The sequence below is a fragment of the Sediminibacter sp. Hel_I_10 genome (assembly GCF_000688335.1).
Lineage (GTDB): Bacteria > Bacteroidota > Bacteroidia > Flavobacteriales > Flavobacteriaceae > Psychroserpens.
On sequence record NZ_JHZX01000001.1, the window covers coordinates 530,251 to 544,240 of the forward strand.

General features: G+C 37.5%; 11 protein-coding genes. 4 read left to right on the forward strand and 7 right to left on the reverse strand.

All coding sequences use genetic code 11. The annotated features are described in order from the left end of the window. Positions 1-7: 7 nt before the first annotated feature. The 6 genes from P176_RS0102345 to P176_RS0102370 form a co-directional block, all read right to left on the reverse strand. Positions 8-2,272, reverse strand: a complete 2,265-nt coding sequence (locus tag P176_RS0102345) for an aconitate hydratase (RefSeq protein WP_026753188.1) — start codon at positions 2,270-2,272, stop codon at positions 8-10. Between the two features lie 199 nt (positions 2,273-2,471). Beyond that, positions 2,472-3,638, reverse strand: coding sequence for an acyltransferase (locus P176_RS0102350; protein ID WP_026753189.1), 1,167 nt, complete (start codon positions 3,636-3,638; stop codon positions 2,472-2,474). A gap of 24 nt (positions 3,639-3,662) precedes the next feature. Continuing rightward, on the reverse strand, positions 3,663-4,616 hold the full coding sequence (locus tag P176_RS0102355; protein WP_026753190.1) for a MoxR family ATPase: 954 nt from the start codon (positions 4,614-4,616) through the stop codon (positions 3,663-3,665). Positions 4,617-4,618: 2 nt separating this feature from the next. Beyond that, entirely contained in the window at positions 4,619-6,052 is a 1,434-nt protein-coding gene (locus P176_RS0102360; protein ID WP_369793736.1) for a peptidylprolyl isomerase, read from the reverse strand. Next, positions 6,036-6,890, reverse strand: coding sequence for a hypothetical protein (locus P176_RS0102365; protein WP_026753192.1), 855 nt, complete (start codon positions 6,888-6,890; stop codon positions 6,036-6,038). The genes P176_RS0102360 and P176_RS0102365 overlap by 17 nt, the downstream gene beginning before the upstream one ends. A 1-nt stretch (position 6,891) precedes the next feature. Next, a complete protein-coding gene (locus tag P176_RS0102370; protein WP_051605372.1) occupies positions 6,892-8,832 on the reverse strand; it encodes a peptidylprolyl isomerase in 1,941 nt (646 codons plus the stop codon). 312 nt (positions 8,833-9,144) lie between these two features. Here P176_RS0102370 and P176_RS0102375 point away from each other — a divergent pair, with 312 nt between their 5' ends. Next, positions 9,145-9,600 (forward strand): SRPBCC family protein, encoded by a 456-nt coding sequence (locus P176_RS0102375; protein ID WP_026753194.1) that lies wholly within the window; start codon positions 9,145-9,147, stop codon positions 9,598-9,600. Then, on the forward strand, positions 9,593-9,829 hold the full coding sequence (locus P176_RS0102380) for a hypothetical protein (protein WP_026753195.1): 237 nt from the start codon (positions 9,593-9,595) through the stop codon (positions 9,827-9,829). Before P176_RS0102375 ends, P176_RS0102380 begins: the two co-directional genes overlap by 8 nt. A gap of 80 nt (positions 9,830-9,909) precedes the next feature. Here P176_RS0102380 and recQ read toward each other — a convergent pair whose 3' ends face one another. After that, positions 9,910-12,111 carry a DNA helicase RecQ gene (recQ, locus tag P176_RS0102385; protein WP_026753196.1) on the reverse strand — a complete coding sequence of 734 codons (2,202 nt, stop codon included), beginning with the start codon at positions 12,109-12,111 and terminating at the stop codon, positions 9,910-9,912. An 84-nt stretch (positions 12,112-12,195) separates the two neighbouring features. Between recQ and P176_RS0102390 the strand changes: the two genes are divergently transcribed. Both P176_RS0102390 and tatC read left to right on the forward strand, forming a co-directional pair. Beyond that, complete coding sequence (locus tag P176_RS0102390; protein WP_026753197.1) at positions 12,196-13,161, forward strand: SIS domain-containing protein; 966 nt, start codon at positions 12,196-12,198, stop codon at positions 13,159-13,161. Continuing rightward, positions 13,161-13,982 (forward strand): twin-arginine translocase subunit TatC, encoded by an 822-nt coding sequence (gene tatC / locus P176_RS0102395; RefSeq protein ID WP_026753198.1) that lies wholly within the window; start codon positions 13,161-13,163, stop codon positions 13,980-13,982. The genes P176_RS0102390 and tatC overlap by 1 nt, the downstream gene beginning before the upstream one ends. The last annotated feature ends 8 nt before the right edge of the window (positions 13,983-13,990 follow it).

Genomic DNA, 13,990 nt, shown 5'->3' on the forward strand with positions numbered 1-13,990 from the left:
TACCGCATTATGCAGCATTCTCTTTCTTAATAAGGTTTAATGCAGAACCTTCATTATACCAATTGATCTGTGCTTGGTTATAAGTATGGTTTACTTTAAATTCATCCTTACTGCCATCAGCATGAACAACTTCAATTAGAAGTGGTTTATCTGGTGCAAACTGATCTAAATCCAAGAAGTTAAACGTATCATCTTCCTGAATCAAATCGTAGTCACTTTCGTTGACAAATGTCAAGCCCAACATCCCTTGTTTTTTAAGGTTTGTTTCATGAATACGTGCAAATGATTTTACAATAACTGCAGCAACACCTAAATGTCTAGGCTCCATGGCAGCATGCTCACGAGAAGATCCTTCGCCGTAGTTATGATCACCTACTACAATAGATTTTATACCTTCTGCCTTATATGCTCTAGCAACATCAGGAACACCGCCAAATTCTCCTGTCAATTGATTTTTGACAAAGTTGGTTTTCTTACCAAAGGCATTAACAGCTCCAATAAGCATGTTATTAGAAATATTATCTAAGTGCCCTCTAAAACGCAACCAAGGTCCTGCCATAGAAATATGGTCGGTGGTACATTTTCCAAAAGCCTTAATTAGTAATTTTGCTCCTTTAATTTCATTCCCAATGGGCTCAAAAGGCGTTAATAACTGTAAACGTTCAGAAGTTTCACTCACAGAGATATCTACATTACTTCCATCTTCAACTGGTGGTACATAGCCTGCTTCATCAACATCAAAGCCATCTGGAGGTAATTCAATACCACTTGGGATATCTAATTTCACTTCCTCACCATCTTCATTCATTAAGGTATCATTCATTGGGTCAAAATCCAATCGTCCTGAGATAGCAATCGCAGCAACCATTTCTGGTGAACCTACAAAAGCATGTGTATTAGGGTTACCATCGGCACGCTTAGAGAAGTTTCTGTTGAAAGAATGCACAATGGTATTCTTTTCATCACCTTTTCTATCACTTCTATCCCATTGACCAATACATGGCCCACAAGCATTGGTAAATATAGTGGCATTTAAATCTTCAAAAATTTTCAAGATGCCATCGCGTTCTGCTGTAAATCGAATTTGTTCAGAACCAGGATTGATACCAAAATCTGATTTTGGTTTAATTTTTTTATCTACGGCCTGTTTAGCTATTGAAGATGCTCTTGTTAAATCTTCATAAGAAGAGTTGGTACAAGATCCTATTAATCCCCAATCTACTTTTATTGGCCATCCATTTTCTTTAGCTTTTTTACCAAGTTCTCCAACTGGTGTTGCTAAATCTGGAGTAAAAGGTCCGTTTAAATGCGGACGCAACGTATTTAAGTCAATTTCAATAACTTGATCGAAATGCGCTTCTGGATTTGCATAAACTTCATCATCTCCAGTAAGGTATTCTCTGATTTTATTAGCTTCATCTGCAACATCAGAGCGGTCTGTTGCTCTTAAATAACGCTCCATAGAATCATCATATCCAAAAGTAGATGTGGTGGCACCAATCTCGGCCCCCATATTACAAATGGTTCCTTTACCTGTACATGATAAATTTTTGGCACCTGGTCCAAAATATTCAACAATAGCGCCTGTTCCTCCTTTTACGGTTAAGATTTCAGCCACTTTAAGGATCACGTCTTTAGCAGATGTCCAGCCACTAATATTTCCTGTTAATTTTACACCAATAAGCTTCGGAAATTTTAGCTCCCAAGCCATACCGGCCATAACATCTACAGCATCAGCACCACCTACTCCAATGGCGACCATTCCTAGACCTCCCGCATTTACGGTATGAGAATCTGTTCCAATCATCATTCCACCAGGAAACGCGTAGTTTTCAAGAACGACTTGGTGAATGATCCCTGCTCCAGGTTTCCAAAACCCAATACCATATTTTTTTGATACAGAAGCAAGAAAGTCAAACACTTCATTACTAGTCTCATTGGCACGCTTCAAATCTGGTTTTGCACCTTGTTTTGCTTGAATCAAGTGATCACAATGTACCGTAGTAGGTACTGCAACTTTTGGTTTACCAGCTTGCATAAATTGCAACAATGCCATTTGCGCTGTTGCATCTTGACAAGCAATTCTATCTGGTGCAAAGTCTACATAATCCTTGCCTCGCGTAAAAGCCTTTGTCGTTTTACCATCCCATAAATGGGCGTATAGTATTTTCTCTGAAAGTGTTAACGGTTTACCTACAATGTTTCGAGCAGCATCAACGCGCTCTGTCATTTTCGAATAAACGTCCTTTATCATGTCTATATCAAAAGCCATAAATATCTGTATCGTTTAAGGGTTGAAATTTTGGTTAAAGTTAGTTTCTTTAAGCGAATGAATTGCTTAAAAAATAAAAGCTAAAATACGAATTTAATGGCAGATTCTAAAATCTACGAGCGATACTTGGCGGTTTCGCTGATATTTCAACATAATATAGAATCGTTTTAATCTATTTAAGATATTATCAATAATCACATCATGTCTCTGACGAGTTTTCAAAACTTTCTTGCTTCAACAATTTTAAAATGCGTTTATGATTGCGAAATGCCATCAAAGGTGTTTCGTAATAATTATAAAGTGCGTTTGCAACGGCGATGGAAAGCCCCCAAAACAGAATTGAAATCACAATTTTCATTACTAAGTTGGCAGAGTCCACATCAAAAACATATCGAAGAGGAATAAATACCAAAGACATGTTGACCAAATACAAACTATAGGATATTTTACTCAATCTTGTAATGGTGCTGGACAAAAAACCGCCACGTTTCCACAATGAAAAAACCGGCAATAAAAACACCAAGCTTATGTAGAGTAGTGGTAAATAAAATAGTGCGTAAAACAGAAGTGAGTTTTGAGGTTGAATATGAAAATACCAAGTGGTCAAATGCATTCCAAAAAACAAGAACGAACCAAAAGCAAAAGCGGTCCATTTGAACCTACGCCACAACGCCTCGTAATATTTAGAAACATAAACAGCTAAAAATCCAAAGTAAATACTATCAATTCTATAGATCACTACATTTCTCATCTGTCGGGTCCAATCATTATAACCCATAACATCATGCTCTAAATAAAAGCAATAGCGATTAAAAGTGATAAGCCCAATGACCAGAAAGGTCATCCACAGAAATAAAGCTTTATGTCGTTTCAATCGAAACAGATGCACAAGGACAAGAAGTAAGATAGGCCCAAGAAGGTAGGCATATTCCTCAATAGAAAGACTCCAAGCTTCTGTAAAAAAACGTGGATGTGGGTCTGCAAAATTTTGCAAAAAAAGGAAATAGTAAAGTACCCGAAAATCTGCAATATCAAAAAGCAGATAAAATATAATGATATTTAATATGAGGATGAGGACGTAATTTGGTAAGGTCCTAAACCAACGTCTCACCCAAAAGTAACAGATATCAAAAAAACGGGTCTTTTGATTTTGAATGTTCTTAAGTAACAAACCCCCAATTAAAAAGCCACTAAGCACAAAAAACAAATCAACACCAACAGCACCAGCAAAGTGAAACAGAGGCATGATCACACCATTGGTCTTAGGCAGCACCAATGCGGCCCAATGGGAAGCCACTACTAATAAAATAGCTGAGGCCCGAATGACATCGAGCCCAAATATTCTATGACGTTCTTGCTTTACCATTAATTCGCATTAATGAAGCACAAGTTAAAATAAACTTTTGATGATTTTCTCGTCGCTAACGCCTTCGGCTTCGGCTTTGTAGTTTTTGATGATTCTATGTCTTAGAATTCCTTGAGCAACGGCTTGAACATTTTCAATATCTGGTGAAAACTTACCATTAATCGCGGCGTGGGTTTTAGCGGCCAAAATTAAATTCTGCGAAGCTCTAGGGCCAGCGCCCCAATCTACAAACTCAGTAACCAAGTCTGAGGCAGAAGTACCATTAGGTCTAGTCTTACTTACCATGGTCACTGCATATTCAATAACATTATCTGCCACTGGAATACGTCTAATGACATTTTGAAAATCGATAATTTCTTGTGCTGTAAATAAGGCATTGACAGTCTGTTTAACATCGGTTGTCGTCGATTTTACCACTTGTACTTCCTCTTCAAAAGAAGGATATTCTAAATTTATGGCAAACATAAAACGATCCAATTGTGCTTCTGGTAAAGGGTAAGTCCCTTCTTGCTCAATTGGATTTTGAGTAGCTAAAACAAAATAAGGTAAACTCAGTTTATAATGGTGTCCAGAAACCGTAACTGCCCGCTCTTGCATGGCCTCTAGAAGCGCAGCCTGAGTTTTAGGAGGTGTACGGTTGATCTCATCTGCCAAAATAATGTTAGCAAAGATGGGACCTTTGATAAACTTGAACTGTCTGTTCTCATCTAAAATTTCACTTCCCAAGATATCACTGGGCATAAGATCTGGCGTAAACTGTATTCTTTTAAAATCAAGACCAAGTGCTTGGGCAATGGTATTAACCATTAACGTTTTAGCTAAACCAGGAACACCAATTAAAAGTGAGTGACCTCCAGAGAAAATAGAAATCAAGATTTGGTTCACCACTTCATCCTGACCAACTATCACCTTGGCGATTTCAGTTTTTAAAGCATTATATTTTTTTACAAATTGTTCTATTGCAGCAACGTCAGACATACTTATTCCTTATCAATTTTCAACCAATTCCCATCAAAATCACAAGATTTATAATCTTCACTTATCTTAACATAAGTCTCAATTATTTTTTCATCTTGCCATTTTCGAATCGTCTCGTATTGTTTTTCTTGCTCTGCTAGTCTTTTAACTTTTAGGTAATCTTGAGCAAAATCTGCCTTATGCTCATTAATCCTATCAGTCACCGTCATGATCTTAAATTTAATACGATTTACTCGATCTTGATCCTGCAACACCAAACTGATTTCATTATCTTTTAGTTCTTGTATTTGACCATATAATTCTGGATCCATTTTAGTCAATTCAAAATTAAAATCCTGAGTGTAAGGGTTTGTTAACTGTCCACCATCAAACTTGGTTTCCTTCTCATCACTAAACTCCATGGCTGCATCAGCAAACGTGAGATCTCCAGCAATAATACGCTCTCTTACCTTGTTGATTTTCTCTTTGGCTTCTATGATGGAAGCTTCTGTAATTTCTGGTCGCAATAAGATATGGCGCACATCATACTCTTGACCTCTAATTTTTTCTAGCATTACAATATGATACCCAAAATCGGTTTCAAAGGGATCTGAAATCTCTCCTTCTTGCAGTGCAAAAGCCACATCTCTAAACTCCTTAACCATTTGCGGTCGTTTACGATTCAAGGTATACATACCACCTTTACTTCTTGAAGCCACATCATCTGAGTAGAACACCGCTTTAGTTGTAAAACTAGCACCATTCTCAACCACATCGGCCTTAAATTCTTTGAGTTTATTAATGACTGCATTTTTTGACGCTTCGGTAACTTCAGGAATTACTACAATTTGAGCCACTTTTAATTCTGTACCAAAGGTTGGCAAAGAGTCTTTAGGGATTTCATTAAAATATTCTCTAACTTCTTCTGGTGTCACCTCTACATCTTCAACGATTTTACTTTGCATGTCTGAAGCTAGCTTTGAAGTTTTGTTGATTTCAAACATTTCCTCACGTAAGCTTTCTTCGGAATCTTTATTGTAAAACTCTAATAGCTCTGCCATAGACCCTCCCTTTTGTTCTAAGAAGGCATTGATTTGCTGTTCAATATTTGAACGAATCTCCAACTCATTGACAGTGATACTATCCTGTATGGCATGGTGAGCGTACAATTTATCTTCCAGCAGTTTTCCAAAAAGTTGGCAACGCGAAATTTGTGAAATACTCACCCCTCTGGCTTGTAATTGAATGTATTCTTTATCAATATCTGAATCTAAAACCACAAAATCACCAACCACAGCTGCAACACCATCCACCTTTTTTCGGGCAGAAGTTTGCGTAGAATCCATCTGCTTTTGAGAGGCATCAACACTGTCATCAATAATTTCTTGTGCATTTACGCCATAAGAAAATACGCCAAAAAGCGCACTCAATAAGACTAACCTAATCGTAAGTTTCAAATTGTTTGTTTTTAATTGCATCCTTAGTAATATCTTTTTCGAACTTTTTAACCAGTTCTAATTTTCTTTTATTGACTATAATTTGCTTGATGGTAGGCCTAACGTACTCTAAAGGCGCTAAATCATCTTTGGAAAGCACGTCCTCAATTCGCACCAAATATAGGTCTAATGAATCTTTGAGCTGTATGAAATTAGATTTTTTTAACAATTCATCTTTGTTTTCAGAACCAATAACGGGTAGCTTTTGAGCGACTTGCGAAGCTCGTACCCACATAGAGTCGTTTAAGGAGTAACTTTTGAATTGTATGGAGATGGAGTCTAGATACCTTTTGTCTTCATTATTAAATCTAACAAATTTCTTTTCAATCTCATCTTCGTTGATAGCGTTTTGTGGGAGTGCAAGATACCTCAACCGCAATAACTCTTCATTGAGCCTAAACGTGCTTTGATTATCTTCATACACCTTAATCGCTTCCTCTTGATGGATCACTGTATCAACACTTCGGTTGACCAATGCTTCTAAATAGGCTTTTGTATAGAGATCTTTTTTATACTGCTCAACCAACTTATCAAAGTCTAATTGCTTGGTCTCCGGAAGATTTCGCTCTGCACCATCTAAAAGTAGAAGTTGTGTGGCCCATTTCGTAATAAACCCATTAACAATAACGGTGCTGTCTTTTTCTGAAGTGCCCTCAGCAACGAGATTCTCAATATCCTCTTGATATAAATAGGTCTCGTCTACTCTTGCCACAGGAATACGATCATCGGTTTCTTTAAAAAACTGACATGACGTAACACTGATTACTCCTAATAAAAATATGATTTTAAGTTTTTGCAACTTATTTATTTAATTTGGATTTGGTTTCTTCTAGAACGTCTTGGTTCACCTTTACCTTATATTTAGCTCTTAACGTTTCTATCCATTCGTTTTCTAGCTCGCTTTGATACGCACTCACCACTTGACCTCTCGCCTCTTCCAAGGTCTTTTTGCCAGCAGGCAAGATCGCATCAACTAATAAGACGTGGTATAAGTCATTATGGTCAAAAATATCAGAAACACCTTCACTTAGTTTAAAATCATCTGGAAGCATTCGGTTCCCTTTTTCAAAAGTACTTGTTGTTGGTATCACACTCGTTTCACTTTCCGAAGACAAACCTTCTACAACCTCTTGAGCGGTCTTCCCTTTTTTCAATTGCTTTCTAACTTTTGAAATTTCTTTTTTAGAAGCCGAAGAAAAGAGTGTCCCCTCTGCTCTTTTGTTCCATAGGTATTCTGATTGGTGTGCGTCATAGTAAGCCGCAAGACCCACAGAATCTTTAGTAGCTTTATTCCAAACTTCATTTTCCATAAGATCAAATAATAGCAGCCCTTCTCTGTATTCGTTTAAGATATGAGCAAATTCTTCATTTTCAGACTCCAAATGTGTTTCCTTATAGTTGGTCAAAGCATTGGTTAAAAAAACGTCGTACTCATTATTCACCAATTGCGCCGCACTTAATTTCTTATTGACATAATTGCGCTGCACAGAGAACAAGTGGTTGGCAAAGTCATCATAAACATAAGTGGTATCCTTAATCTTTAAAAAGGGTTTCTCCAAATCAAGATCACTAGGGATGGTCCATGCGCGTTTAAAATAAGCATCAGTGATTATGGTTTCAAAGTATTTTAGAGCCTCGGTATTATCTTTAACCCCATATTGATCTTTTAGTTTAGCTGTCATTGCTGAACTGATAAGCTTAGATCTCATATCTTGCTTGACCTTATTCTGCAATTCTCCTTCTACTTCAGAAAAAGGTTGAACACCTTTTTTATCAATAAGCTTTACAATATGCCATCCATAATCTGTTTTAAATGGCGCTGTAACATCACCTTTATTCTCTAAAGAAAAGGCCTTCTCTTCAAATTCTTTTGAACTTAATTGTCCTCCAGAAAACGGGTTGAGTACGCCTCCTTTTGAAGCGGAACTTTTATCATCAGAAAATTGTTTTGCTAAAGATTCAAATTTCTCACCCTGTTGCAATTTCGTATAAATCTGTTTGATACGTGCGGCTGGATCTAAAGTGGAATCCTTTTGTTGGTCTGCCACCATAATATGCGCTACAGTCACTTGCCCAAGAGACTTACGTTTATCCCATACCTTTACAATATGAAAACCAAATCGGGTTCTAAATGGCATAGACACCTCTCCAACCTCTGTTTGATAAGCAGCAGTCTCAAATGGATATACCATTTTAAAAGCTGAAAAATAGCCAAGATCTTCTGCAAAAATCGTTTTACCATTATGCACTGCTTTTTGCACAGGCTCGTAACCCTCATTGATGACGCGCTCACGTAAATCCATCAATTGCTTATAAACTTCGGTAGTATCTGTTTCATTTTCGTCTATACGAATCAAAACATGTGACGCTTTTACATCTTGAATACTACGATCATAGGCCTCTTTCACCAACTGATCGGTCACCTCATTATCAGTCATGTAATTTTTGGTGAGCTGTTTTTGGTAATTCCCAAATTCTCTTATATAAGCATTTTCTTGATCCAAGCCTTTTTGTCGTGCTTCTTTTACCTTCAGCTTATAGTCAACAAAAAGTTTCAAGTAAGCATCAATATCTTTTTGTGTCTCGTCTTTAACCAAATCTAGGTTCTTACTGTAAACCCTAATAAATTCTGAAGCCTTTACGGGCTCATTATCGATGGTAAACAATACATCTGTATTCGCATCTTGAGCGAATAATAATAAACCAAAGCAAAAACAAATAGCTGTAAAAATTGACTTCATTTTATATAATTCTAATTAGATTACACTTATCCAAGTCAGCAAAAATAACATATTTGAGAGATTAAACAATAAGCTTTCATGAAACGCATTTTAAGAGGTTTAAGTATATCGCTTTTAAAAATGATGAGATGTCATTTGAAATGCAACTTAGCTTAGTTTTCTCACAAAACACGAGGCACTCATCTCTTGTTTGTACCGCTCATCTATTTTATAAGACCTACTGCCCGCACTTAGATTAATTTTCAGAAAAAATAGCTAACTTTCAAACGATGTTAGTCATAAATGCGCTCGCATGTTATCAAAGATAAAATCATGAATTACACCACTGATATCGTCGTGAACCTCCCTATTGAAGAGGTAATCGTAAAAATGGATAATGTAGAAAATTTAAAACACTGGCAGAGGGGATTGGTTGCTGCCGAGCATGTCTCTGGAATACCAGGGCAGCTCGGCGCCAAAATGAAATTGACGTATGACTTCGGAAATCGAAAAATGGAACTGATAGAGACCATAACAAAACGCAACTTACCCCATGAAATGCATGCCACCTATAAAACCAAAAGCATGCACAATAGTCAAGAAAATTATTTTAAGCGTACCTCTGAAGGATTTACCAAATGGACCAGTAAAAGTGAATTTCTACCTTTAACTTTTTTCATGCGATTAATGACCATCTTTATGCCTAGTACTTTCAAAAAACAATCTTTAAAATACATGCAAGACTTTAAAAACTTTGCTGAAAACGGAACCTCTGTAATCAATGCGTAAACTTAAATTAATATGGGATTTTAGAGGGCCGGATGCCTTAAAAATCGCACAGCACCACGAAATCCATTTAAAGGATTATATCAAATCAAAAAAGGTAAGCACCAAAATAACAGGTGTAGATCAACCAAACAGCATGCACTGCTTGGCTTTTATGGTAGTCAAAGAAGACGAAATGAAGGCTGTTCGAGATGACTTGAAGCCGCATAGAGGTCAAGTCTATTCGGAATAATCGACACGATTAAAAACCACCAATACTTTAAGCCTACCATCATTTATTAAATGGAGGGCTTCACAATTGGTGCGTTCTATTTAATTAGCAACCTCGCTTATAAATTTGATGCGATACAAGCGGAGCTCTTCATCATCGTAATCACCGTCAAACTCTTCTATGGCATCTGAAATCTTATCGGTTTCAGAATCCATAAAATAGTCGTGAATTTCCTCTTGCTGATCCTCGTCTAAAATATCATCTACCCAATAATCGATATTAAGTTTAGTTCCCGAAAACACAATGGCTTCCATTTCCTTTATAAAATCAGACATGCTCATCCCCTTGGAAGAGGCAATATCATCTAATGGCAACTTACGGTCGACATTTTGAATAATGTATAATTTAATTGCAGAGTTTGATCCCGTACTTTTAACGATAAAATCATCTGGCCTTAAAATTTCATTATCATCAACATATTGAGAAATAAGCGCTACAAAGTCCTTTCCGTACTTTTTAGCCTTACCGTCACCAACACCGTGAACATTGCCCAGCTCTTCTATAGTAATAGGGTATTTAAGAGCCATATCCTCTAAAGAGGGATCTTGAAAAATAACAAACGGAGGCACACCAAGTTTTTTAGCGTTGCGCTTTCTCAAATCCTTCAACATGCCCATCAATCTCTCATCGGCCACCATGGTACTGCCTTTTGAGGCTGTAATAATGTTGTCGTCATTGCCTTCATCAAATACATGATCTTCCGTCATCATAAATGAGATTGGATGCTTCATGTAAGCTCTTCCTTCCTCTGGCAACCTCAGTACACCATAGGTTTCAATGTCTTTTTTGAGGTATCCTGCGACCAATACCTGCCTTATCAAGGCCATCCAATACCGTCGGTCTTTATGACTCCCTATTCCGAAGAAAGGAAGTGTATCGGTTTTATGGGAACTGATGAGTGCATTGGTCTTACCAACAATCACCTGCACCAAATCCTTAGACTTGTATTTTGCATTAGTAGCAGCTACAGTTTCTAGAAGTGTTACCACATCTTCTTTAGCTTCAACTTGTTTTTTAGGATTTCTAACATTGTCATCCATATCACCACCTTCTCCGGTAGCATTATCGAACTCTTCTCCAAAATAATGAAGTATGAATTTTCGTCTTGAGATGGAGCTTTCTGCAAAAGCCACGACCTCTTGTAAGAGTGCATGACCAATTTCTTGTTCTGCAACGGGCTTACCAGACATGAATTTTTCTAGCTTTTCAATATCCTTATAGGCATAGTATGCCAAACAATGGCCTTCTCCCCCATCTCGTCCTGCACGACCAGTTTCCTGATAGTAACTTTCTATACTTTTTGGCATGTCGTGATGAATCACAAAACGAACGTCGGGCTTATCAATCCCCATACCAAAGGCGATAGTGGCAACCACCACATCACAATCTTCCATCAAAAACATGTCTTGATGTTTCACTCTGGTTTTAGGATCTAACCCCGCATGGTAGGGCACCGCCTTAACGCCGTTAACCTGTAAAACCTGAGCCAATTCTTCAACGCGCTTTCTACTTAAGCAGTAGACAATACCAGATTTTCCTTCATTCTGCTTTACAAAACGAATGATATCTGCATCTACATTTTTAGTTTTTGGGCGTATCTCGTAATAAAGGTTTGGTCTATTAAAGGAGGCCTTAAAGCAGGTCGCATCTGTAATATCCAATGACTTTAATATGTCTTCCTGGACCTTGGGTGTTGCGGTTGCTGTTAATCCGATAATCGGAATATTATCTCCAATACGTTTAATAATATGACGAAGATTACGGTACTCTGGCCTAAAATCATGTCCCCATTCACTAATACAGTGTGCTTCATCAACCGCCATAAATGAGATTTTTACAGATCTCAAAAACTCGACGTTCTCCTCTTTGGTTAAAGATTCGGGTGCTACATATAATAGTTTAGTGACGCCGTTGGTAATATCTTCCTTGACCTGTTTAATTTCAGATTTATTAAGTGACGAGTTGAGCACGTGTGCTACGCCATCTTCCTTAGAGATCCCTCGTATGGCATCTACCTGGTTTTTCATCAAGGCAATTAAAGGCGATACCACTATAGCGGTACCTTCTTTTATTAATGCCGGCAATTGGTAACAAAGCGATTTTCCACCGCCAGTAGGCATGATCACAAAAACATCCTCACCTGATACAACACTCTTAATAACACTTTCTTGAAGGCCTTTAAATTTTGAAAAACCAAAGTATTGTTTAAGCGCAGAATGTATGTCAATTTCTTTTATACTCATTAGTCCCTATTGGTATTTTATCTACATTTGCATTTTTAAAGATAGGAATTTCTTTAAATCCATCAAACCGATAAAACTTTAATTTTGAATATCACCGATTCTATCCTCTCTACGGCAAAAAAAACCATAGCATTAGAACGTGATGCTATTGCGAATTTAAGCAATTTGCTGAATTCAGATTTTGCCGATGCCGTTAATTTAATATATAACTCGAAAGGTCGTGTCATTATTACTGGTGTTGGTAAAAGTGCAATCATCGCTAATAAAATTGTGGCCACTTTAAATTCTACGGGAACACCTGCGGTTTTTATGCACGCAGCAGATGCGATTCATGGTGACCTGGGATTGATTTTACAAGATGACGTCGTGATCTGTATTTCAAAAAGCGGGAACACTCCAGAAATTAAGGTATTGCTTCCGCTTATTAGAAACGCCAATAATAAGATGATTGCCATCACCGGCAACATAGAGTCCTTCTTAGCGCAGCAATCGGATTATGTACTGAACACCTTTGTAGAGCAGGAAGCTTGCCCTAATAACCTGGCACCAACTACAAGCACCACGGCGCAGTTGGTAATGGGAGATGCTTTAGCGGTATGCTTACTGGAAATTCGCGGATTTTCAAGTAAAGATTTTGCCAAATACCATCCTGGGGGTTCACTAGGTAAACGTTTGTATTTGAGGGTAAGCGATCTTTCTTCTATGAATCAAAAACCTCAAGTTACTCCAGAGACCAGCGCTAAAAACGTGATCGTTGAGATTTCTGAAAAAATGTTAGGGGTAACTGCGGTTACCGAAAACGATAAAATTGTTGGCATCATCACAGATGGTGATTTAAGACGAATGCTCACCAAAAATGATGCTTTTTTACATCTTACGGCAAGAGACATCATGGGCAGCAATCCAAAACGAATAGACGAGGATGCTATGGCAGTAGATGCCATGGAAATGATGGAGACCCATAGTATCTCACAACTTTTGGTAGAAAAAGACGGAAATTATGCAGGTGTTGTACATTTACAAGACCTTGTTAAAGAAGGTATCATTTAATGGCGAAGACACAAAATTCAGAACACGAAATGTCTTTTTTAGACCATCTTGAAGACTTAAGATGGCATTTAATTAGGATCGTTTTAGCTATTGTTATTGGGGGCTTTGTCGCCTTCCTTTTTAGCGATTTTATTTTTAATGTCATCATCTTTGGTCCAAAAAGTATGGACTTCCCTACCTATAAATACCTTTGTCAAATTGCCCAGTTTGTTGGTGTAGACACCACCTTTTGTGCCGAGGAGCTTCCTTTTAGGATTCAAAACAGAACCATGGGCGGCCAATTTTCGGCACATATCTGGACCTCTATTTATGCAGGTTTTGTCATCTCCTTCCCTTATGTTATTTATCAATTCTGGAGTTTTATCAGCCCCGGGCTTCATAGTAGTGAACGTAAATATTCTAAAGGATTCATCGTTGTCACTTCCTTTTTATTCTTTTTAGGTGTTCTTTTTGGTTATTATATCGTGACGCCTTTGTCCATTAATTTCTTGGGGACCTACACGGTAAGTGAGCAAATCTCTAACGAAATTGACATTAGTTCTTATATTTCTTTAGTAAGATCATCTGCTATAGCCTCTGGACTTATTTTTGAATTGCCCATTATCATTTTCTTTTTAACCAAGATCGGCTTAGTGACGCCACAGATCTTAAAAAAATATCGAAAATTCGCATTGGTGATTGTACTGATCGTATCGGCGGTTATCACCCCTCCCGATATTGCCAGCCAAATCATTGTAGCGATTCCTATTTTGATTCTTTACCAAGTAAGTATTTATATCTCTAAAATTGTTGTGCGAAAGCAAAAACAACAAGCCCCATAACCTTAATT

Coding starts and splice junctions, on each gene's coding strand:
- P176_RS0102345 (WP_026753188.1), bottom strand. CDS start 2,272: ATGGCTTTTGATATAGACATGATAAAGGACGTTTATTCGAAAATGACA.
- P176_RS0102350 (WP_026753189.1), bottom strand. CDS start 3,638: ATGGTAAAGCAAGAACGTCATAGAATATTTGGGCTCGATGTCATTCGG.
- P176_RS0102355 (WP_026753190.1), bottom strand. CDS start 4,616: ATGTCTGACGTTGCTGCAATAGAACAATTTGTAAAAAAATATAATGCT.
- P176_RS0102370 (WP_051605372.1), bottom strand. CDS start 8,832: ATGAAGTCAATTTTTACAGCTATTTGTTTTTGCTTTGGTTTATTATTA.
- P176_RS0102375 (WP_026753194.1), top strand. CDS start 9,145: ATGAATTACACCACTGATATCGTCGTGAACCTCCCTATTGAAGAGGTA.
- P176_RS0102380 (WP_026753195.1), top strand. CDS start 9,593: ATGCGTAAACTTAAATTAATATGGGATTTTAGAGGGCCGGATGCCTTA.
- recQ (WP_026753196.1), bottom strand. CDS start 12,111: ATGAGTATAAAAGAAATTGACATACATTCTGCGCTTAAACAATACTTT.
- tatC (WP_026753198.1), top strand. CDS start 13,161: ATGGCGAAGACACAAAATTCAGAACACGAAATGTCTTTTTTAGACCAT.